Consider the following 21,060-nt stretch of genomic DNA (forward strand, 5'->3'; position numbering starts at 1 on the left):
GGATAGCGCAATCCCAGCCGGAACTCTATTCTTGCCCGAAGTCGAGCCATACGATCTTGTGGACGTATGGTTGGCAGGGGGAATGCGTGAGCGAAGTTCTTGACGCCCTCGTTATTGGCGCCGGTCCGGCGGGACTCGGCGTCAGCTACTTCTTGAAACGGCAGGGCCGCGACCACCGTGTACTCGATCGGGGCCGGATCGGCGAAACGTGGCGAACGCAGCGGTGGAACTCGTTTCGACTGAATTCGCCGACCATTCGCTCCATCTTACCCGGTGATTCCTACGAGGGGCCCGAGCCGTGGGGCGCGATAACCCACCACGAATTTGTCGCGTATCTCGAAGGCTATGCCGAGCGGCACCGCCTGCCGGTAAGCACCCAAACTCCGGTGCAAGAGCTGACGAGAGACGACGGGATCTTTCGCATCACCACGACGGACGGGGCATTTCTGGCGCGCAATGTGGTGATCGCCACCGGCGACCAGAATCGGCAGGTCCGGCCAGCAGGGTCGGCGGATTTGCCAACCGCAATTCGCCAAGTCGATTCCTCGGCTTATCGCAACCCGGCCGAGTTAGAGAGTGGCGCGGTGCTGGTGGTCGGCAGCGGTCAGACGGGCGGCCAGATCGCCGAGGATCTGGCGCTGGCCGGACGTGCGGTCTTTTTGGCGACCAGCCGCAACGGCCGTTGGGTGCGGCGCTACCGCGGGGGCAACATACTTAAATGGCTGACGCTGTCCGGTTTTCTCGACGTTCCGCGCAAGGAACTCGTCCTCCCCTCCGGCAAGCTGCAGGCCCGCGCGCTGGTCGGCGCGACCCATACGATCAGCCTGCAATCGCTGAGTGCACAGGGCGTGGTGCTGCTCGGCCGCTTCAGGGGTGTGGAGAACGGCAACCTCGTCTTCGGCGACGAGCTCGACGACCATATGCGATTTGCCGACGAGGTCTCCGCGAATGCCAAGCGCCTGGTTGACGAGTACATCGAGCGCGCCGGCCTCGAAGCGCCACTGGCCGAGGATGATCCAGCCGAGACGATTGAACCGCGCTTGCCCGATCCTCCGATCCGCTCCCTCGACTGGACGGCGAGCGGCATCAGATCAGTGATCTGGTGCACCGGCTTCACCGGCGATTTCTCATGGGTTCGGCTTCCCGGCGCGCTCGATGCAGCCGGCCAGCCCGTCCACGAGGATGGCGTCGGCGTTGTTCCAGGTCTCTTTTTCGCCGGCCTCGATTTCGGATCGACGCGGAAGTCGGGCACCATACCGGCCATTCCAGAGGAGGCGGCCGCCGTCGTGGAGCGACTCGTCCAAGCGGGAGCCGACTTGCCACGGAACGACGTCTAAACGAGCCGTCGAACGCGGGTTCTTGAACGTGCAAGAACATGACAGCTCTGGCGCGATCAAGACGACGCACGCTGCCTTTTGTCGAAGCGCACCGACAATTTTCCGTAGTCCGATTGGTGCGACAGCCAGAAATCGCCGGCACCTTCGATACGGCGCTCCGATTCGTGGCCGACTGCATCCATTGCCTCCATCAACGTGCGACGGCCTTGACCTCGGCGTCTTGACCTCGGCTGGTCGTCGTCGTGCTGACAGCACTGGCAATATGGGATGAGCCGGCGCAGTCGTTCGGAATGGTCGACCTGGAGACGCCAAAGGAGGTGCGTCAAGGCGCACGATCGGTCAGCGCGCTCGCGCCTTCCTCCGCGGCGCAATGTGCGCAGCAGTAGATGATGTCATCCTGTTCGACGCCATGTCCGATGATCCGGCATCCGCAATGCGGACACGTCGGAGCAAGTTTCTGGACCGCGCATTCGAAGCTGTCGAACGTGTAGGTCTCGTCGGCCATCGTCACGTTGAAAGCCTTGTCGTAGTCATTCCCGCATTGATCGCATCTGGCCATAGTTCTTTTCCTTCTTTCACTGGCTTCAAGCTCGACCAACCTGTCGCGCGGCGATAGGTTCCCGCCAGGATCAGGGGGCCGTCCTAAGCCGGAGACGAGAGCGAGCCTACGCGACGGCGCTGTTCGATCACGCGGATCACCTCGTCAATATCCCGCGGCTCGATGTCGAGTTCCTTCAGGCCAGGCGCGTCGATTGCTGCCACATTGTCCTGACGCATAAGATCGATCTGGTTGCGCGTTATGGGGGCAGCCGGGAGGAGTTCCGTGACGCCAGCCAAGGCGTTCCATACCGCAAACGGCACCGGCATCAGCTTGACGTGCGTATCGAGCTGTCGGGCGATCTCCCGAAGCAGTTCCTTATAGGTATAGATACGCGGGCCACCGAATTCGAATATGGATGAACCCTGGGTTCGCCCGTCGATCAGCCGGCTCACTGCTTCTGCGACGTCTGCCACATAGACCGGCTGAAGCCGTGTGCCACCATCGCCGAACAGCGGATAGACCGGCAGGAGGCGTATCATCCTCACAATGGTCGTGAGGAAAGCGTCGTCAGGTCCTGTCATGACGGCGGGACGCACAATGAAAGCGCCGGGAAATGCACTTTCCACGGCACCTTCTCCGCGCCCACGCGCCCTTATGTAATTCGAATCCGATTGAGGATCGGAGCCGATCCCTGAAATCTGGACGAACTGATCGATCGCGCGGTCGCGCGACGCGGCAGCGAGATCGGCCGCGGCTTTCACATGCACGCGTTCAAAGGTCTGGACGCCGTGCTCGACGTAAAGACTGACAGCATTCACGACCGCCTGTGATCCGGTAATGGCCGACCCGATCGAGGACGCATCCAAAATATCCGCCTCGACTGCTTCGGGCATCCTTGTAATCGAGGAAAAGACCAGGGGCACGCGAGCCGGATGGCGAGATGCGGCGCGCACCGTGAAACCTCTTTCCAGGAGCCGCTTCACAATCCTGCGCCCGAGAAAACCAGTTCCGCCGAACACGGTGACGATCCGTTCCGGGTTGAGATCGTCGGGATCCATTTGCCTCGCCATCCCTTTGTCCTCGCATAGCTGCCACGAGGACTGCCCTGGCCGGCATTTGAACCAGCCCGTCGAACATCAGGACGATTGAGGAACAACGCAGGAACGCTTTTGTTCCAGTCAGCGCTGGGCGGATGCTTGACAGATCGGCAAACCATGATCTGAACCGCAGGCGCAGCAAAACGGCCCCACTTCGAGAATGGCCTAGTTTCGCCCGTAAAACACATTCTCGACATGCACCGGCCAGCGCCACGGCAGTACCGCCACCATGTCGAAGCGCACCGATAATTTTCCGTAGTCGGATTGGCGCGACAGCCAGAAATCGGCGGCGCCTTCGATGCGGCGCTCCGATTCACGGCCGACTGCTTCCATTGCCTCCATCAGCGTGCGGCGCGCCTTGACCTCGACGATCAGCACCAGATCGCCGCGCCGCGCGATCAGGTCTATTTCGCCGAACCTGGTGCGGTGGCGGCGGGCCAGAATCCGGTAGCCTTTCAGCATCAGCGCCGCCGCCGCCAGCCATTCGCCGTGATGGCCGCGCCGGTAGGCCTTTTGCCGGCTGGCGCTCGGCCGTTCAGCCATCGCCGTCTCCGCCGGCCCCGTCTCTTCCGGCATTCTTGAGGTCGAGCAGCCGACGATAGAGCGCCTGCTTCTGGCTACCCGTCATCTTGGCGGCTTCCGCCGCTGCCTTGGAGGCCGGCATTTCGGCGGCGAGCGAAAGCAGAAGCCGGTCGATGTCGGCCGGTTCATCAGCGACCGCATCGGCCGGACCGACGCAGATGACGATTTCGCCTTTCGGCGTGTCGGCTGCCGCGTAGTGGCTGGCAAGCGACTGCAAGGTGCCGGTCCGCATTTCCTCGAAGGTCTTGGTCAGCTCGCGGCCGATCGCCGCCTTGCGGGCACCGCCCAGCACCTCGACCATGGCACTGAGCGTCTCGGCCAGCCGGCGTGGCGATTCGAAGAAGATCAGCGTTGCCGGCACCGCCTTCAGCGCTTCCAGCCGCGTCAGCCGCTGCCCGGTCTTCACCGGCAGGAAGCCGGCAAACAGAAAGGCGTCCGAAGGCAGGCCGGATGCCGTCAAAGCGGCAAGTGGCGCCGACGGTCCGGGGATCGGCACGACACGAATGCCGCGTTCCAGCGCCTCACCGACCAGCCGGTAGCCGGGGTCGGAGATGAGCGGCGTGCCGGCCTCCGAGATCAGCGCTACGCTTTGGCCGGCCAGCAGCGCCGCGATCAGCTTCGGTCCGGCCTCGCCGGCATTGTGCTCGTGGTAGGCGGTGGTGCGGCGGCGGATGCCGTAGCGGTCGAGCAGCACGCGGCTGACACGTGTGTCCTCGCAAGCGACGATATCGGCGGCGGCGAGCGTTTCCAGCGCGCGCAGCGTGATGTCGGCGAGATTGCCGATAGGCGTCGCCACCAGGTAGAGCGCCGGCTCGAGCGGCCGGGCGGCGATTTCGGTCTGCCCGACCACATAAATGCGTTTGGCCGATTCGCCGGTCACCTGCACAACTCCGTTCGACCCTGTTTGGCACGGCTCACGCTTGGTTGCAAAAGCCTGGGTTGCAAAGGCCCTGGTTCCAAAAGGGATGCCGACGTGAACCAGCCGCCATGCCTTCGCCATAGTAGGGAACGAAACCGTTGCCGGCGAATTTTGCACCTGATCTCGGGAGGAGCAGGATGAACAGCCTGACGATACAGGACGTTTTCGAACCCTACTATGCCGGCCGCAAACGCTTCGCCGCGCCAAGCGACAAGGGCCTGCCTGCCGAAGCCGCAGATGGCAGAGCCAAGAAGCCGCTTGCACGCCAGCGAACGGCAGAGAGCAAGCCCGCAAACGAAACCGACCGCACGATGGAGCACTGACCGGACGATGCCCAATCGCTTCGACATTTTCATCACCCGCCTCGAAACAAAAAGCGCCCGCGATGGCGCAGCGTCACATTCCACAGACGACCAGCACCACGCCTCACGCGACAAAAGCGAGATCAAGCCGGCCCGTTCCGGAGAGACCAGCGAAAAAGATCGCGCCAAACACCGCCACAAGCACGAGGCTTGACCCCGCAAACCTTAGCGATCGGTCGAGACAGTTCTCGAAGCGCGGTTGCGAATGCTCCGCGATGTATCATTCAACCCAGATACTTCGAGACACGCGCCTCCAGCAGGCCCACCAGAGCCCGGTCCATGAATGCATAGTCGTCGGGAATATCGAGGCAGATTACTCGAGCCTTTTTCAGGCTTGTCTTGAATTTCTGCTGCAGTTTGGCGCGGTGCGTTTTTTCCATCACGAAGATGATGTCGGCCCAGGCGACGAGTTCATGCGTCAACGGAATGTCGGCATCGTGATTAGTGCCGGCCGAAGCGACCTCGATGTCCCGCCGCTTGGAAAACACCTGCTCCGCCGTCGGGCTGCGCAAGCGATTCTGGCTGCAGATGAAGAGAACGTTCTTCAACGTGCTATCTGGCCAAATCCGCCACGACCGCATCGAGCACGATCATGCCGGCCGGCGTGGCGCGCAGGCGGGCATTGCCGATCGGCGCCACCAGGCCTTCGTCCTGCAGCACCGACAGCCGTGCCGTCGACAGGCCACGCCCTGAAAATGCCTCGTAGCGGGAAAGGTCGATGCCCTCCGCCAGCCTCAGCCCCATCAGCAGGAACTCGTCGGCCTCTTCCGACCGCGTCAGGACCTCGCCGCCGGTAACGCCATGACCCTTGGCCTCGACCAGATTGGCCCAGGTCTCCGGCATTTTCTCGGCGATCGTCACCACGCGGCGGCCATTTTCGACGAACCGGCCATGCGCGCCGGGACCGACGCCGACATATTCGCCATAGCGCCAGTAGGTGAGATTGTGCCGGCTTTCGGCGCCGGGCCTGGCGTGGTTGGAAATCTCGTAGGCCGGCAGTCCGCGCGCGGTGGTGATCTCCTGCGTTAACGCGTAGAGATCGGCGGCAAGCTCATTGTCTGGAATGATGAATTTCCTTGCCGCATGCAGTGCATGGAACGGCGTGCCTTCCTCGATGGTCAGCTGATAGAGCGACAGATGGTCTGCGGCGTGGCCGATCGCCTGCTCGAGCTCCGCCTGCCACGCTTCCGGCGTCTGACCGGGCCGCGCGTAGATCAGGTCGAACGACAGCCGTGGGAAAATCTCGCGCGCTAGGCCGATCGCATGCAGGGCCTCATCGACATTGTGCAAACGGCCGAGGAAGCGCAGATCCTTGTCGTTCAGCGCCTGCACGCCAAGCGATACCCGGTTGACGCCGGCCGCGCGATAGCCGCGAAAGCGCTCGGCCTCGACGGAGGAGGGATTGGCCTCCAGTGTCACCTCGATGCCGTCAGGCACCGTCCAGTTCTTCGCCACTGCATCCAGCACCGCCGCCACGGTCTGCGGTTTCATCAGCGATGGCGTGCCGCCGCCAAGAAAGATACTGGTCACCTCACGCGGCCCGGTGCGGCCGCGCATCGTCGCCAGCTCGGTCTCGAAAGCGCGGGCAAAACGCTCTTGGTCGACCGGCTGGTGGCGGACATGGCTGTTGAAGTCGCAATACGGGCATTTGGCCGCGCAGAACGGCCAGTGGACGTAGACGCCGAAACCAGGCCTGCGGTCGAGCAGCATGGTCATACGGCGGCCAATCGGGCTTGCGCGAATTTCTGGAAGGCGCGGGCACGGTGCGACAATGCGGTTGGCTGGCCGGGCTTCCAGCCATGCTTTTCCTTCGCGCTCATCTCGCCGAAGGTCTTTTCGAACCCATCGGGCAAGAACACCGGATCGTAGCCGAAGCCGAGCTCGCCGCGCGGCGGCCATACCAGCGTGCCCTCGACCTCACCGCGAAAATATTCCGCCTGGCCATCGGGGAAGGCCAGGCAGATGACCGCGACAAAGCGGCCCTTGCGCTGGGCAGGCGTGATCGCGCCAACTTCCTGCAAGGCCACTTCCGTGCGCTGCATGGCCATGCCGAAGTCGCGGGAGCCGTCCGGCGTCTCGGCCCAGTTGGCGGTGTAGACGCCGGGTGCGCCGTCGAGCGCATCGACACACAGGCCGGAATCGTCCGACAGCGCCGGCAATCCAGTGGCCTTGGCGGCGGCCAAGGCTTTTATGAGGGCGTTCTGCTCGAAAGTGGTGCCGGTCTCGTCTGGCTCCGGCAAGCCGTATTCCTTTGCGGACTTCGCTTCTATGCCGAATGGCGCCATCAGATCGGCGAATTCCCGCAATTTACCGATGTTATGGCTGGCGACGACGATCTTATGCCCGTCAAGCGAATGAACAGTTGGCGAATGCATCAGATGCCCCAGATTCTTGGCTCGGCGAATTCGATCGAATTGCCCGACGGGTCGCGAATATAGATCGAGCGGCCGCCCTGCGGCCATTCGAACTCGCTTTCGATGGCGATTTTCTTCGCCACAAGATGCGCTTTCCAGCGTGGGATTTCATCCGCGCTTGCGGCGAAGCAAAGATGGCCCTGGCCGACCGCGCCATGCGGCGGTACTTTGAGCTTGGCGTCGGCCGGCGGCGGCACTTTGGTCGCCTCGGCATTGAACATAAGCAGCACGCTGTCGCCGCAGCGGAAGAAGAGATGCCTGCCATCGACCTTGCCGAGCAGATCGAGCCCGAGCACGCCCGAATAGAACCGTTCCGCGGCAGCAAGGTCCGTCACGTAGAGTGCTGATTCCAGGATTGCAGAAGGAGTCACAGGATCGCCAATCTCATCAATATTGACCGCAGCTAAGCCACCGCCATTTGCTGCAAGCTGACCAGGCGCTGAATACCTTTCTTGGCGAGCCCCATCAGCGCCGCGAACTGCTCTTCCGAGAACGGCTCGCCCTCGGCCGTGCCTTGGATCTCGACGATGCCGCCCTTGCCGGTCATGACGAAATTGGCGTCGGTGCCGGCCGAGGAATCCTCGATATAGTCGAGGTCGATGACCGGCTGGCCATCATGGATGCCGCAGGAGATCGCCGCAACGTGATCCTTCAGCACCTTGCCCAGGCTCGCCATCTGGCGGGTTTCCATCCAGCGCAGGCAGTCGTAGAGCGCCACCCAGCCGCCGGTGATCGAAGCGGTGCGCGTGCCGCCGTCGGCCTGGATCACGTCGCAGTCGACGGTGATCTGCTGCTCGCCGAGCGCCTGCAGATCGACCACGGCGCGCAGGGAGCGGCCGATCAGCCGCTGGATTTCCAGCGTGCGGCCGCCTTGTTTGCCGGCCGAAGCCTCGCGGCGCATGCGCTCGCCGGTCGAACGCGGCAGCATGCCGTATTCCGCCGTCACCCAGCCCTTGCCGGAGTTGCGCATCCAGCCCGGCACCTTTTCCTCCAGGCTGGCCGTACACAGCACATGCGTGTCGCCGAACTTCACCAGGCACGAGCCTTCCGCATGCTTGGAGACGCCGCGCTCGAAGGAGATGGGGCGCATTTCGTCGAATTGGCGTTTGGAAGGGCGCATTCAGGCTTCTTTCTTTCTTCGGAATCTTGGCCGGGGAATCTTGGCCGGCTTGTAGCCGCACGGGGCGTGAGGCGCAAAGGAAAATGGACCGGTTGCGCCGACACCGCGGAAGTCTATATCTTCGGGGCGGAGGTTTTTGGCTCGAAATGACAAAGGCAGTCGATCCCGGTTTGCAGTCGCACGTGCTCCCGTCGCACGCGCTGCAATCGCCCGCGCTTCAATCGCTCGACATGCGTTCGCGCGACATCTTCCGGCGCATCGTCGATTCCTATTTGAGGGATGGCGAGCCGGTCGGTTCGCGCAGCCTGTCGCGCATCCTGCCGTCGTCGCTGTCGCCGGCCACCATCCGCAACGTGATGAGCGACCTTGAGCATCTCGGCCTGATCTATGCGCCGCACATTTCGGCTGGCCGGCTGCCGACTCAGGCAGGCCTGCGCTTCTTCGTCGATGCTTTCATGGAACTTGGTGACCTCTCCGACGAGGAGCGCCGCACCATCGAGGCCCAGGTGCGCGCCTCCGGCTCGGGCGCGACGCTGGAGCATATGCTGACCGAGGCCAGCCAGATGCTGTCCGGCATGTCGCGCGGCGCCGGCCTCGTGCTCGCCGCCAAGAATGAGGTGGCGCTTAAGCACATCGAATTCATCCAGCTCGAGCCGACCAAGGCGCTGGCCGTGCTGGTCTCGCAGAACGGCGACGTCGAAAATCGCGTCATCGATCTGCCCGCCGGCATCACCATCTCGCAATTGCACGAAGCCTCCAACTTCCTCAACGCCCATATCCGCGGTCGCACCCTGGCCGAGGCGCGGGTCGAGATCGCCCGCATCAAGGAAGAGACCAGGGCAGCCCTCGACACGCTGTCGCAGGATCTGGTCGAGAAGGGCCTGGCGGTCTGGGCAGGCGCTGAAAGCGGCGTGCCTGGGCGGCTTATCGTGCGCGGCCGCGCCAATCTCCTGGAAAACGTCACTGCCCAGGCCGACATAGAATTGCTGCGGCATCTGTTTGAGGATCTGGAGACGCAGGATGGGCTGATCCAGCTTCTCGACCTCGCCGAGGCAGGCCCAGGCGTGCGCATATTCATCGGTTCGGAAAACAAGCTGTTTTCGCTGTCTGGCTCCTCGCTGGTGGTGGCACCCTATCGCGACAAGGACGCGCGCGTCGTCGGTGCGCTCGGCGTCATCGGGCCGACGCGGCTGAATTATGCGCGCATAGTACCGATGGTCGACTATACCGCGCAGCTGATTTCGCGCATGCTGAGCTAGGAGCCGCCGCGGGCCTGCCGCAAGGAGGAGAAAAGAATGGCGCTGGAATCGTTCAAGGCCCAGATCAGTCTGCTGCTCGAAGAAATGATCAACCAGCCAGAGGATCAGCACGAGGTGCAAGAGCAATTGCGCGAGAAGCTGCAAGAGATGCGGGCGATGGGTTTGCCGCTGCCGGCCGATCTGGTCGCGCTGGAAAAGCGCCTCGACGACGACTTTTACGCCTCTGGCAACTGAACGGGTTCGGCTTCAAATCCTCGTGTGCTGGACGGCCGCTTGGAACGATCAATACCTGATGCCGTTTGCCCTGTTCGAGGCGAATCCCGGAGGACGTTGATGATCCGATCTGGCGGCTTTGCGGCCGTTGCCGCTGCCCTCCTTGTTGCGACACCGGCAGCCGCCCAGCAGGCGGACCAGAATGTGCTCAAAGGCGAAGCCGCGTTTGGCGATTGGCAAGCCGACAGGCCTGGCGTCCGACGCCTGATTGGGCCGCGAGACATGCCGGCAGCCGACCCCGGCCAATCCGCTTCGAACGGCGCCGGTGTGGCGGAACGGCCCGAAAGCGCCAAGCCAGAATTGCCGTCGGGCTTTTCGGCTGAAATGATCGCATCCGGCATCGTCAATCCACGTGTCGTGCGCGTCGCTCCGAATGGCGACCTGTTTGTTGCCAACAGCCATGCCGACCAAATACGCGTCTATCGTCTCGCCGAGGGCAGCGCCAAGCCCATCGAGAAAGCGATCTTCGCCAAGGGGCTCAATTATCCCTACGGCATCGCCTTCTATCCGCCAGGAGACAAACCGCAATGGGTCTATGTCGCGAACAGCGACAGCATCGTCCGCTTCCCCTATCGCGATGGCGACTTGAAGACATCCGGAAAACCAGAAACCATTGTCGCCCAAATCCCGTCGGGTGGTCACACGACCCGCGACATCGCCTTCTCGCAGGACGGCAAAACGCTTTATTTGTCGGTTGGCTCCGCCTCGAACGTCGCCGAGGATATAGGCAAGGAGCCGGATAGCGGCCTCGACGCCTGGGCCAAATCAAAGCCGCTCGGGGCGGCCTGGGGCTCCGAGGACGGCCGTGCCGATGTGCTCGCCTTTGACCCGGATGGGAAAAATCCCCGAACTGTCGCCACCGGCCTGCGCAACTGTACGGGCATGACCGTGCAGCCCGCCACCGGCGCATTGTGGTGCGTCGTCAATGAGCGCGACGAGCTCGGCGACAATGTGCCGTTCGAATTTGCAACAGCGGTCAAGGACGGCGGATTCTATGGCTGGCCTTGGTACTACATCGGCAATAACGAGGATCCGCGCCATCAGGGCGAGCGGCCAGACCTCGCCGGCAAGGCCACTGTCCCCGATGTATTGATGCAGGCGCATTCGGCGCCGATGAATATAGCCTTCTACGACGGCAAGAACTTCCCGGCGGATTATCAGGGTGACGCCTTCGTCGCCATGCATGGTTCGTGGAACCGTGGCGCCAGGACCGGCTACAAGGTGGTAAGGCTCAAATTCAGGGATGGCAAGCCGACCGGCGAATATGAGGACTTCATGACCGGCTTCGTCATCTCGAACGACGCCGTCTGGGGCCGCCCGGTCGGTGTCGCGATGGCCAAGGACGGCTCGCTGATCGTCACCGAGGACGGTAATGGCACCATCTGGCGCGTTACCTACGAAGACGGCCGCTCCTGAACGGCGGTGTCGCCTGCTGCGCTGGCGCAATCGAATCCGGGCCGAGGGAATTCACCCAACTTCAACATTGTGCGACAAGCGCGAATCATGACACTCACCGGGTTTCTCGCCTATAGCGCCGCCCTCGGCATCGCCGCGGCCATCCCCGGCCCCGGCGTCACCGCGCTCGTTGCGCGTGCGCTGGGTTCCGGCTTCCGCTCGTCGCTGGCCATGTCGTTCGGGCTGATGCTCGGCGACCTGACCTATCTCACTGCCGTGGTGCTCGGCCTGGCTTTCGTCGCACAAACTTTCGGCATGGTCTTCCTGGCCATCAAATGGCTGGGCGTCGCCTACCTCGCCTTTCTTGGCTGGCGTTTCTGGACGAGCGGCATCACGCCGGAGACGGTGGAGGCGAAGAAAGGCAAGGGCGGCTTGGCATCCAGCTTTGTAGCCGGCCTCGCCGTCACGCTCGGCAATCCGAAGACGATGATCTTCTATCTTGCCATCACCCCGACCATCGTCGATCTGAAGACGATCACGCTGGCCGATTACGGCATCCTCGTCGCGCTCACCATCGTCGTCCTGCTCGTGGTGCTGGTGCCCTATCTGGCGCTGGCGGCCAAGGCGCGCTGGTTCCTGAAGTCGCCGCGGGCGCTGAGGGTACTCAACCGCACCGCCGCGGGCTTCATGGTCGGTGCGGCGGCGGCAATTGCCGCCCGCCAATAGATCTCTTTCGCCAATCCGCCCAAGGATTGCCACGCCTTGCAAGGGCGGGGGTACTCAGCACGAACTTCACTCGGATATTTTTCGGTCGACAGCCTATCTTGCGCGGCGGATGGCTCTATCCTAGGCCCCGCCCGACTCTTGCCGCTTGACCTCTGGGAGGAAATCAATGAACAAGCCCGCCACCCCCGCACACGTGCCCGGCCGCGGCCGCATCTACAATTCGATCACCGAGACGATCGGCGACACGCCGCTGGTGCGGCTTGATAAATTCGCCAGGGAGAAGGGTGTCGTCGCCAATCTGCTGGCCAAGCTCGAATTCTTCAACCCGATCGCCTCGGTCAAGGACCGCATCGGCGTGTCGATGATCGAGGCATTGGAGGCTTCGGGCAGGATTACGCCCGGCAAGACCACCCTGATCGAGCCGACCTCGGGCAATACCGGCATCGCGCTCGCCTTTGCCGCCGCTGCCAAGGGCTACAAGCTGATCCTGACCATGCCGGAAACCATGTCCGTCGAACGCCGCAAGATGCTGGCTCTGCTCGGTGCCGAACTGGTGCTGACCGAAGGGCCGAAAGGCATGAAGGGCGCCATCGCCAAGGCGGACGAGCTGGCGGCAACGCTGCCCGACGCTGTCATTCCGCAGCAATTCGAAAACCCGGCCAATCCGGAAATCCATCGCCGCACCACGGCCGAGGAAATCTGGAACGACACCCATGGGGAAGTCGATATCTTCGTTGCCGGCATCGGAACCGGCGGCACCATCACCGGCGTCGGCCAGGTGCTGAAGAAGCGCAAGCCCTCGGTGCATGTCGTCGCGGTCGAACCGGAAGCCTCGCCGGTGCTGTCGGGCGGTCAGCCAGGCCCGCACAAGATCCAGGGCATTGGCGCCGGCTTCGCGCCAAAAATCCTCGATACGACGATCTACGACGAGATCGTCAAGGTCTCGAACGAGGATTCGGTTGCCAATGCACGGCTCGTCGCTCGGCTCGAAGGTGTGCCGGTCGGCATCTCGTCGGGTGCCGCCCTGCAAGCAGCGATCGTCGTCGGCTCGCGGCCCGAGAACAAGGGCAAGAACCTCGTCGTCGTCATCCCCTCCTTCGCCGAGCGCTATCTCTCGACGATCCTGTTCGAGGGGTTGGGGACTTAGGGTCTGGACACGAGTAGCGATCCCTTCGCGCTGCCCTCCGGCGGGCCGCTGAAAATACCTGTAGCGACATCGTTCGCTGGAGCGGCGGGTCCCTTCCGTATCAAATCGTCGCTGCCCGGCAGGTGGAGGACTTCATGTACAAGCTCTATACGCGTGCCAATACCGGCGGCTTTGTCATCGAGGCGGCGCTCGCTTTGGCGGGCGTGCCTTTCGACCAGATCGACGTTCCGAAGGGCCGACCCGACCAGGCCTTTTTAGATATCAGCCCCTTGAACCAGGTGCCGGTCCTGATCTTGCCGGACGGACGCTCGATGACCGAATCGGCGGCGATCTGCATCCTGCTGGCCGAGCGCCACCCGGAAGCAGGACTGGCGCCCGCTGCAAGTTCGGCTGACCGTGCCGACTTCCTGCGCTGGATGTTTTTCATGTCCTCCATCTATTCGGCTGACCTGCGGTTCTTCTACGCTCATCGCTACACGACCGATCCCCGCGGCGTGGACGCTGTCAAACAGGCGGCGGTCTCGGAAATGGATCGCAGCTTCGCCATTCTCGATGCCGCCCTCGCAGGCCATCACTGGCTGGCCGGCGACCGGCTCTCGCTGGCCGACATCTATCTCGTCATGTTGGTGGCCTGGCATCCGGAGGTCGCGAAGGTTCCAACCGCTTGGCCGAATATCGAACGCCTGTGGGCCAATTTGCGGGAACATCGAGTGATAAAGAGGCTGAATGCTTCCCACGACATGTGGCCGGCCTAAGCACTCCGCCTTGTCTCAGTGTCTTTCCGCGTGGCCGAGCCATGCCCGTCGTTCCTGCAGGAACCGGCGCACGGCCGGATCGCGTTCGAGGCCGATAGCCCGGTCATAGGCCTCGCTCGCTTGCGGAACTTTGCCGAGTCTGGCCAGCAGGCCCGCGCGGGCGGCCCAGTAAGGTTGATAGTCATACAGCCGCTTGTCGCCGCTGAGTTGATCAAGCGCGCCCAATCCTGCTGAAGCACCTTCGGCCTCGGCAATCGCCACCGCACGGTTGATCGACACCACCGGCGAGCCGGCAATCACCGACAGCGCGTCGTAGAGCTCCTTGATCGCGACCCAGTCGGTACAACCGGTCAGCCGCCGTGTCGTATGGGCGGATTGCACGGCGGCCTCGAGCTGGTAGCGGCCGACAACACCCTCGGCGGCCGCGCGCCCGAGCAGCGCCTCCGCTTCATCGATCAGGGTGTCGTCCCACAATGCAAGATCCTGCTCGGCCAGCGGCACATAGTCACCCGCCGCATTGCGCCGGGCTGCACGCCGCGCCTCGGCGAACAGCATCAGCGCCAGCAGGCCGAGTGCTTCCGGCTCATCCGGCATCAGCGAGGCGATCAGACGGCCGAGCCAGATGCCTTCGGTCGCGAGATTGCGGCGCCGCGTTTCGGTGCCGGCCGGGTCGGACCAACCTTCGGCAAACGCCGCGTAGATCGCTTCCAGAACGGTGCCCAGCCGCTCGCCGAGCTCGGCCCGCTCCGGCACGCGGAACGGAATGCCTGTCTCGCCAATTCGCGTCTTGGCGCGCACCAGGCGCTGGCTCATCGTGGCTGGCGAGACAAGAAAAGCCGAGGCGATGGTCGCTGCGTCGAAGCCCAGGACCGTCTGCAGGATCAGCGGTGCTCGCACGCCGGCCTCAATCGCGGGATGGGCGCAGGCAAACATCAGCCTGAGCCGCTCGTCCGGCAGGTCTTCCTCGGCCATGCGCGCCTCCATCTCCTCGGCGATCAGTCTGAGGTGGTCGCGGCCCGCCTCGCGTGTCAGCCGCCGTCTGACCGCGTCGACGCGGCGCTTGCGTGCCACCGCCAGCAGCCAGGCTTCCGGCTTATCGGGCACGCCCGCCTGTGGCCAACGCTCGAGCGCCGCTGCAAAGGCATCGGCCAATGCGTCCTCGGCAGCGGCCACGTCGCGCGTGCGCGCGGCGAGATAAGCGACCAGCTTGCCGTAGCTTTGCCGGGCGGCCGCTTCCGCCGCCGCCCGCGCAGTATCGGGCAATTCCGGCATCACATGGTGAGTTCCCAGATCGGCCGCACCTCTACCGTGCCGGTGCTGGCGCCCGGGCAGCGCGCCGCCCAGGCAATGGCGGCGTCGACGTCCTCCGCTTCGATCATATAGAAGCCGGCAAGCTGCTCCTTGGTGTCGGCATAGGGGCCGTCGAGCACGTTGGACTTGCCATTGGCCATCCGCACCGAGGTAGCGGATTGCGTCGGCTTCAGCCGGTCGCCGGCGAGCCAGGCTCCGGATTTCTTCAACGCTTCGGTGTAGGCGACGTACGCGCTCGACATCTGTGTCACCGCATCTGCTGGCGCGGCTGCCATCCCCGCTTCGTTTCCATAGATCAAAAGCATGTATCGCATGGTCTTCTCCCGTTTCTCGAAGGCCGCATCGTTGCGAGCCGGACTTATGTCGCGCGGCCCTGCCGGATTTCGACAAGCGCTGGAAAAATCTTTCTGCCGCGATGCGACCTCGCGCAAGCGCCAACGTGTTGCGGCACTGCTTAGCCGTTCGTCTAATCGCTGCTATTGCGGGTTGGCATTTCCCGCCCGCTGTCTAAACTCGCTTCGTGCCGCCGAGGAGGGCACGGCGGCGAATTTTCAGGGAGGAAATCGCATGCTCAATTTCAGGACGAAATTTGTTGCAGCCGGCGTGCTGGCGCTGTCGCTTGGCCTTGGCGCGGTATCGGTCAAGGCACAGGAATTCATCAACGTGCTGACCGGCGGCACGTCCGGCGTCTACTATCCGCTCGGCGTCGCGCTGTCGGAAATCTACGGCAAGGGCATCGAAGGCGCGCGCACCCAGGTGCAGGCGACGAAAGCGTCGGTCGAAAACCTCAACCTGCTGCAGCAGGGCAAGGGCGAGATCGCCTTTGCGCTCGGCGATTCCGTCAAGCTGGCCGCCGAAGGCAACACCGAAGCAGGCTTCCCAGGCAAGCTCGACAAGCTGCGCGGCATTGCCGCCATCTATCCCAATTACATCCAGATCGTCGCCAGCAAGGAATCCGGCATCAAGACGCTCGCCGATCTCAAGGGCAAGAGCCTTTCGGTCGGCGCGCCGGCCTCAGGCACCGAGCTCAACGCCCGCACGATATTTGCCGCTGCCGGGCTGAAATACGAAGACCTCGGGCGGATCGAATATCTGCCCTTCGCCGAATCGGTGGAGCTGATCAAGAACCGCCAGCTCGACGCCACGCTGCAGTCGGCTGGCCTTGGGGTCGCGTCGATCCGTGACCTCGCCACCTCAGTGCCGGTAAACATCGTTGCCGTGCCGGCGGAGGACGTCGCCAAGATCGGCTCGCCCTATCTTTCCGTGGTCATCCCCAAGGGCACCTACGAGGGCCAGACCGAGGATGTTGCGACCGCCGCCGTCGGCAATTTCCTGATCACCAGCGCCGATGTCTCCGACGAGACCGCCTACCAGATGACGAAACTGCTGTTCGAGCATCTCGACCAGCTCACCGCTGCCCACGCCGCCGCCAAGGCGATCGACCCGGCCAAGGCGCTCGACGGCATGCCGGTGCCGCTGCATCCAGGCGCCGAGAGGTATTACAAGGAAAAGGGATTGGTGAAGTAAGGAGCCATCCCTCCCCTTGAGGAGAAGGTGAACAGCTGCCGAAGGCGAATGGACGGGTAGGGTCGGTTGAGGCCGCGCACTGCCGCACCGACCCCACCCGCCTCGCTTCGCTCGGCACCCTCCCCTCGAGGAGGGGACCGCCCCGCCAGGAACCCCGCTAATGACCGTAACCCCGACCGTTCTTTCCCCCACAGCGGAAGCTCCTGTCGAAGGATTGCCGCCTGGCTTCGGCGAAGGCATCGCCGGCAAGGCGGCTTTTTTTATCGCCATCGCCTTCTCCATCTTCCAAATCTACATCGCCGCCTATGGCAGCCTGCCGAGCCAGGTCATACGCGCCATGCATGTCGGCTTCCTGCTGCTGCTCGGCTTTGCCCTAATCGCCAATCTGCGCGCCAAAAGCGTCCCGGCGAAAGCAGTGTTCTGGACGCTCGGCCTGCTTGGTTTCGCCACCGGTCTGTACAATTGGGTGTTCTATGCCGACCTCATCCGCCGCTCCGGCTTTCTCACCACGCCTGACCTGATCGTCGGCGCGGTGCTGGTCGTGCTGGTCTTCGAGGCGGCGCGGCGGTTGATGGGGCTGCCGCTTGCCGTCATTGCCTTCATCTTTCTCGCCTACGCATTTGCCGGCAATCATCTGCCACCGCCGTTCATCCATCGCGGCTATGATTTCGCCCAGCTCGTCGACACCTTCGCCTACTGTACCGAAGGCATCTACGGCACGCCGATCTATGTCTCGGCCGCCTACATCTTCATCTTCGTCGTTTTCGCCGCCTTTCTTGAGCGCGCCGGCATGATCGCGCTGTTCAACGATTTTGCGCTTGGCCTGGTCGGCTCATGGCGCGGCGGCCCGGCACAAGTCTGCGTGCTGTCCTCGGCGCTGATGGGCACCATTTCCGGCTCCGGCGTCGCCAATGTGGTGGCCAGCGGCCAGTTCACCATCCCGCTGATGAAGCGCTTCGGTTTCCGCTCGGCTTTCGCCGGCGCCGTCGAGGCGACCTCGTCGATGGGCGGTCAGATCATGCCGCCGGTGATGGGAGCGGTTGCCTTTATCATGGCCGAGACCCTGAACATCCCCTATGCCGCTGTGGTCAAGGCGGCGATCATTCCGGCGCTGCTCTATTTCGGCGCCTGTTTCTGGCAGGTGCACCTGGAAGCCGGCAAGGCCGGCCTGCACGGCATGGCCAAGGCCGACCTGCCCAACCCGTGGGATGCGGTGAGACAACATTGGCCGCTGGTACTGCCTCTCGCAGCACTGATCTACCTGCTGTTTGCCGGCTACACACCGGTGTTCGCCGGCACCATGGGCCTGGCGTTGACCATTGTGCTTATCCTCGGCACGCCGCTGGCAGCATCAATCGGGCCGCTCGCCTTCCGCATCGTCTTCTGGCTGGCGCTCGGACTTGCCGCGGCTTCCTTCATGAAATTCGGCGTCAACATCCTCAGCCTGGTCATCGCCGTGCTGGTCGCCGCCTGCCTCACCTTCAAGGGCGGGCGCGAGACGCTGCGCATATGCGTGGATTCGCTTGCCGAAGGAGCAAAGAACGCGCTGCCGGTCGGCATTGCCTGCGCCATTGTCGGCATCGTCATCGGCACGTTGACGCTTACCGGCATCGCCTCGACCTTCATCGGCTGGATCATCTCGATCGGCGAGAACAATCTGTTCCTGTCGCTGCTTTTGACCATGCTCACCTGCCTGGTGCTCGGCATGGGCATACCGACCATTCCCAACTACATCATCACTTCGTCGCTGGCCGGGCCAGCGCTGCTGTCGCTCGGCGTGCCGTTGGTGGTCAGCCATATGTTCGTCTTCTATTTCGGCATCATGGCCGATCTCACCCCGCCTGTGGCGCTGGCCGCCTTCGCCGCCGCGCCCATGGCCAAGGAAAGCGGCCTCAAGATCGGCGTCCAGGCCACCAAGCTTGCCATTGCCGGCTTCGTTGTGCCGTTCATGGCGGTCTATACCCCGGCGCTGATGCTGCAGGACCCCGGCCCGATCGCCGCCCAGTTCGGCTATCCCGTCGAGGTCGCCTATATCGTCATCAAAGCCTGCATGGGTATCGTCCTGTGGGGCGCCGCGGCCGTCGGATTTCTCGCGCGGCGCATGGCCTGGTGGGAACGCCTCGTCGCCTTCGCCGCCGGCGTGCTGCTGGTTGCGGCGCTGCCGCTCACTGACGAGGCGGGCTGGGCGCTGTCCCTTGTCTGGATCGGCTGGCACTGCTGGCGCGCGCGGCAGGCTTCGCTGGCTAATTCAGCATGAGCCTCTGCATCGTCGCGGCCGGCAAGACGGTAACGCTCGCGGTCGCTGCCTTCACGCTCTCCTGGGTGCATTCGGTGGAGAAGACCCAGTGGCAGGAAGACTGGAAGGTGCTGCCGTCCGGCCTGCAGCTGGTCGAGGCCCGCATCAAGGGATCGGGCGCCGGGATGGAGCCGCCGCAAGGCTCGGTGCTGAGAAACGGCTGGTGGGTCTATGCGCCCAAGGTCGGGCCACAGCGGCGCCTCGCGCTCGCCGCCTCGGGTGCCACGGGTCAGGGCTGGACGCTGTGCACGGCGCAGGACTGTCGCGAACTGGCCAAACTGGCAGGCGGCACGATCTCGCTGGAGCCGTGCGGGCCGGAGGGCTCCAGCCAGCCGCGGTAGCGGACGATCATGCCGGCAAGCGGATGCGAGATCTCGACATGGAAGCGGAAGCGGCCATCCTTCACCGTTTCGTAGGAAGTCGAGCGTGGACCGAGCCACATCGGAAGCGGCAGGCCAAAAAAACTCCAGCGGCGCAAGACCAGCGCCAGCCGGCCGTCTTCTGCAACCAGCGCCATCGCGAAGGTCAGCGGGCCGAAGCGTTCGCACAGCAGGCGCTGCGATCGACCCCGGCCCGCGGACTGTACGCTCGAAAAACTGTGCTTGCCGAATGTCCGCGTCCAGGTCTCGCCGTCCTTGTCGGTGTCGAAGCGGACATGAACCGGGATGCCCTCGCTTGCCCCGGGGAAGCCGACCATCCAGGCCATTAGCCGGCCAAGAACATTGCGCCCGCGTTCGACGCACGCGCGGCCTGCCGCCGTGATCGTACGGTCATGCATTGAACGAATTGCGTCGGGCAGGGTCTTGCCAGGCATTGCCGAGCAGCTCGGCATAAAGCGGCTCGCTCTCGTCGCTGGGCTCGTCCCTGAACCCGGTGCAGATCGTTTTGCCAGCGAACAGGGCTTCGTAATCCCGGAGTTCCAGATCGCGCACGGCAGCCCGTGCGCCCGGCGCGGGCTGATCTCCGGCCAATGCTTTGCGGACCAACGCTTCGACCGCCATCGACGGGATCAGCGGCCCGTCATTGCCCTCCGCCAAGAGATGCCACGAGCGCTTAACGGTGGCGCCCGCCCGGTCCGATCCCTCCACCTCGACGAACATGCCGCCGCGATGCTCGCCCCAGCACAGCCGGTTCGTTGCCTGATGCATCAGCGGCGCCAGCGGCGAAAGCGAACCGATCAATCCGGCGCGCACCAGCCAGGCGAGGCCGATCAGGGCGCGGTGCAGCGTCTCGGGAACCGGCCCGGCGCCCATCCAGATGGTCTTCGCCTCCGGCCAAAGCTTGGCCAGAGCGCGCAGGTCCGGAACGTCGACCAGAGAAAACAGCGTGTTTCGAAGCGGCAGCCGGCCCGGCGGCGCGATAGTGTAGCGCAGCTGCTCGGTAAACGGACGGCCTTGTTCGGGACGGCCATTGCGAACAAGCCGCACCGGCCGACCGGCATAACCGGCGATAGCCCGGATGACGTTCCCGCCGACGCCGGCAAAGGGCGAAGGCGCGATGCCGCCGCGAATGCCGTCGACCCGCGTCAGGTCCGAAGACAGGCGACGCACCACCGCCGCCGTCAGCACCGGAAAGCTCGACACGCCGGACAGCACGAAGACGCCGGCGTTTCGCGCCGCCTCGTCGAACGCAGAGACACCGGCGACGAAATCCGAGCCGTCGGCTAGATCGAGATAGTTGATGCGCCGGGCGATGCAGGCCTCGATCAGGCGATAGCGTCCCTCGCCATAGGCCTGGAACGGACCGCTCGCGTCGACTACAATATCAGGCTCAAATGCAGCGAGTTGCGCGGCGAGATCGCTGTCACGGTCGAACAGTGCCGGCACCAGCTGGGCTGCTGTCGGGGCGCGCTTCTTGCAATAGGCATCGGCCCTGGCAAGCGAACGCCCGGCGACGATCAGGATCAGACGCGGCTCGTCGTCAAGCAGCTCGACGATACGGCCACCAAAGGTGCCATAGCCGCCGACTATAAGAACCTTCATTCGCAGTTCCCCCAAAG

General features: G+C 63.8%; 24 protein-coding genes. 11 read left to right on the top strand and 13 right to left on the bottom strand.

Annotated features, from left to right (window positions below; translation table 11 throughout):
- Window positions 1-86 precede the first annotated feature (86 nt).
- Window positions 87-1,337: a flavin-containing monooxygenase gene (locus tag NKJ20_RS17010; protein WP_352745547.1), complete on the top strand. Its 1,251-nt coding sequence runs from the start codon at window positions 87-89 to the stop codon at window positions 1,335-1,337.
- A gap of 322 nt (window positions 1,338-1,659) precedes the next feature.
- Here NKJ20_RS17010 and NKJ20_RS17015 read toward each other — a convergent pair whose 3' ends face one another.
- The 4 genes from NKJ20_RS17015 to rsmI form a co-directional block, all read right to left on the bottom strand.
- Window positions 1,660-1,896 carry a metallothionein gene (locus NKJ20_RS17015; protein ID WP_254817997.1) on the bottom strand — a complete coding sequence of 79 codons (237 nt, stop codon included), beginning with the start codon at window positions 1,894-1,896 and terminating at the stop codon, window positions 1,660-1,662.
- Between the two features lie 83 nt (window positions 1,897-1,979).
- Window positions 1,980-2,936 (bottom strand): complex I NDUFA9 subunit family protein, encoded by a 957-nt coding sequence (locus tag NKJ20_RS17020; protein ID WP_352745550.1) that lies wholly within the window; start codon window positions 2,934-2,936, stop codon window positions 1,980-1,982.
- Between the two features lie 204 nt (window positions 2,937-3,140).
- Window positions 3,141-3,518: a YraN family protein gene (locus NKJ20_RS17025; protein ID WP_352451879.1), complete on the bottom strand. Its 378-nt coding sequence runs from the start codon at window positions 3,516-3,518 to the stop codon at window positions 3,141-3,143.
- Entirely contained in the window at window positions 3,511-4,437 is a 927-nt protein-coding gene (rsmI, locus tag NKJ20_RS17030; RefSeq protein WP_352745553.1) for a 16S rRNA (cytidine(1402)-2'-O)-methyltransferase, read from the bottom strand. Before rsmI ends, NKJ20_RS17025 begins: the two co-directional genes overlap by 8 nt.
- 176 nt (window positions 4,438-4,613) lie before the next feature.
- Here rsmI and NKJ20_RS17035 point away from each other — a divergent pair, with 176 nt between their 5' ends.
- Window positions 4,614-4,799 carry a hypothetical protein gene (locus NKJ20_RS17035; protein WP_352745556.1) on the top strand — a complete coding sequence of 62 codons (186 nt, stop codon included), beginning with the start codon at window positions 4,614-4,616 and terminating at the stop codon, window positions 4,797-4,799.
- Window positions 4,800-5,062: 263 nt separating this feature from the next.
- On the opposite strand, the gene NKJ20_RS17040 is transcribed toward NKJ20_RS17035, so the two are convergent.
- Genes NKJ20_RS17040 through rph form a run of 5 tightly spaced genes read right to left on the bottom strand, consistent with a single transcriptional unit; the run spans window position 5,063 to window position 8,372 of the window.
- A complete protein-coding gene (locus tag NKJ20_RS17040; RefSeq protein ID WP_352745558.1) occupies window positions 5,063-5,386 on the bottom strand; it encodes a low molecular weight protein tyrosine phosphatase family protein in 324 nt (107 codons plus the stop codon).
- Between the two features lie 4 nt (window positions 5,387-5,390).
- A complete protein-coding gene (gene hemW, locus NKJ20_RS17045; RefSeq protein WP_352451877.1) occupies window positions 5,391-6,554 on the bottom strand; it encodes a radical SAM family heme chaperone HemW in 1,164 nt (387 codons plus the stop codon).
- Window positions 6,551-7,213: an RdgB/HAM1 family non-canonical purine NTP pyrophosphatase gene (gene rdgB / locus NKJ20_RS17050; RefSeq protein WP_352457898.1), complete on the bottom strand. Its 663-nt coding sequence runs from the start codon at window positions 7,211-7,213 to the stop codon at window positions 6,551-6,553. Before rdgB ends, hemW begins: the two co-directional genes overlap by 4 nt.
- Window positions 7,213-7,623 (bottom strand): VOC family protein, encoded by a 411-nt coding sequence (locus NKJ20_RS17055; RefSeq protein WP_352457897.1) that lies wholly within the window; start codon window positions 7,621-7,623, stop codon window positions 7,213-7,215. Before NKJ20_RS17055 ends, rdgB begins: the two co-directional genes overlap by 1 nt.
- Before the next feature lie 32 nt (window positions 7,624-7,655).
- Window positions 7,656-8,372 carry a ribonuclease PH gene (gene rph / locus NKJ20_RS17060; RefSeq protein WP_023678981.1) on the bottom strand — a complete coding sequence of 239 codons (717 nt, stop codon included), beginning with the start codon at window positions 8,370-8,372 and terminating at the stop codon, window positions 7,656-7,658.
- A 146-nt stretch (window positions 8,373-8,518) separates the two neighbouring features.
- On the opposite strand from rph, the gene hrcA reads away from it, so the two are divergent.
- From hrcA to NKJ20_RS17090, 6 genes are all read left to right on the top strand, one after another.
- Window positions 8,519-9,631, top strand: a complete 1,113-nt coding sequence (gene hrcA, locus NKJ20_RS17065) for a heat-inducible transcriptional repressor HrcA (protein ID WP_036239090.1) — start codon at window positions 8,519-8,521, stop codon at window positions 9,629-9,631.
- A gap of 36 nt (window positions 9,632-9,667) precedes the next feature.
- Window positions 9,668-9,865, top strand: a complete 198-nt coding sequence (locus NKJ20_RS17070) for a hypothetical protein (RefSeq protein WP_023678983.1) — start codon at window positions 9,668-9,670, stop codon at window positions 9,863-9,865.
- Between the two features lie 99 nt (window positions 9,866-9,964).
- On the top strand, window positions 9,965-11,320 hold the full coding sequence (locus NKJ20_RS17075) for a PQQ-dependent sugar dehydrogenase (protein ID WP_352745562.1): 1,356 nt from the start codon (window positions 9,965-9,967) through the stop codon (window positions 11,318-11,320).
- Window positions 11,321-11,407: 87 nt separating this feature from the next.
- Complete coding sequence (locus tag NKJ20_RS17080) at window positions 11,408-12,025, top strand: LysE family translocator (RefSeq protein WP_352451872.1); 618 nt, start codon at window positions 11,408-11,410, stop codon at window positions 12,023-12,025.
- Between the two features lie 166 nt (window positions 12,026-12,191).
- Window positions 12,192-13,172, top strand: coding sequence for a cysteine synthase A (gene cysK, locus NKJ20_RS17085; RefSeq protein ID WP_352457895.1), 981 nt, complete (start codon window positions 12,192-12,194; stop codon window positions 13,170-13,172).
- A 134-nt stretch (window positions 13,173-13,306) separates the two neighbouring features.
- Window positions 13,307-13,927: a glutathione S-transferase family protein gene (locus tag NKJ20_RS17090; RefSeq protein WP_352451870.1), complete on the top strand. Its 621-nt coding sequence runs from the start codon at window positions 13,307-13,309 to the stop codon at window positions 13,925-13,927.
- 15 nt (window positions 13,928-13,942) lie between these two features.
- Here NKJ20_RS17090 and NKJ20_RS17095 read toward each other — a convergent pair whose 3' ends face one another.
- Window positions 13,943-15,199, bottom strand: coding sequence for an RNA polymerase sigma factor (locus NKJ20_RS17095; RefSeq protein ID WP_352745566.1), 1,257 nt, complete (start codon window positions 15,197-15,199; stop codon window positions 13,943-13,945).
- Complete coding sequence (locus NKJ20_RS17100; RefSeq protein WP_352451868.1) at window positions 15,199-15,552, bottom strand: YciI family protein; 354 nt, start codon at window positions 15,550-15,552, stop codon at window positions 15,199-15,201. The genes NKJ20_RS17095 and NKJ20_RS17100 overlap by 1 nt, the downstream gene beginning before the upstream one ends.
- Before the next feature lie 253 nt (window positions 15,553-15,805).
- On the opposite strand from NKJ20_RS17100, the gene NKJ20_RS17105 reads away from it, so the two are divergent.
- The 3 genes from NKJ20_RS17105 to NKJ20_RS17115 all read left to right on the top strand — a co-directional run bounded on the left by NKJ20_RS17105 (window position 15,806) and on the right by NKJ20_RS17115 (window position 19,402).
- A complete protein-coding gene (locus NKJ20_RS17105) occupies window positions 15,806-16,765 on the top strand; it encodes a TAXI family TRAP transporter solute-binding subunit (protein WP_352457892.1) in 960 nt (319 codons plus the stop codon).
- 160 nt (window positions 16,766-16,925) lie between these two features.
- The gene (locus tag NKJ20_RS17110; RefSeq protein WP_352745569.1) at window positions 16,926-19,022 is read left to right on the top strand and encodes a TRAP transporter permease; all 2,097 of its coding nucleotides are present in this window, start codon (window positions 16,926-16,928) and stop codon (window positions 19,020-19,022) included.
- Window positions 19,019-19,402: a DUF1850 domain-containing protein gene (locus tag NKJ20_RS17115; RefSeq protein WP_352451865.1), complete on the top strand. Its 384-nt coding sequence runs from the start codon at window positions 19,019-19,021 to the stop codon at window positions 19,400-19,402. The genes NKJ20_RS17110 and NKJ20_RS17115 overlap by 4 nt, the downstream gene beginning before the upstream one ends.
- Here the strand turns inward: NKJ20_RS17115 and NKJ20_RS17120 are convergent.
- Window positions 19,291-19,839, bottom strand: coding sequence for a DUF4166 domain-containing protein (locus tag NKJ20_RS17120; protein WP_352745571.1), 549 nt, complete (start codon window positions 19,837-19,839; stop codon window positions 19,291-19,293). The two genes, NKJ20_RS17115 and NKJ20_RS17120, sit on opposite strands and share 112 nt — an antisense overlap.
- On the bottom strand, window positions 19,832-21,043 hold the full coding sequence (locus tag NKJ20_RS17125) for a saccharopine dehydrogenase family protein (RefSeq protein WP_352745574.1): 1,212 nt from the start codon (window positions 21,041-21,043) through the stop codon (window positions 19,832-19,834). Before NKJ20_RS17125 ends, NKJ20_RS17120 begins: the two co-directional genes overlap by 8 nt.
- Between the last annotated feature and the right edge of the window lie 17 nt (window positions 21,044-21,060).

The sequence above is a fragment of the Mesorhizobium sp. M0185 genome (assembly GCF_040322175.1).
In the GTDB taxonomy this organism is placed as follows: domain Bacteria; phylum Pseudomonadota; class Alphaproteobacteria; order Rhizobiales; family Rhizobiaceae; genus Mesorhizobium.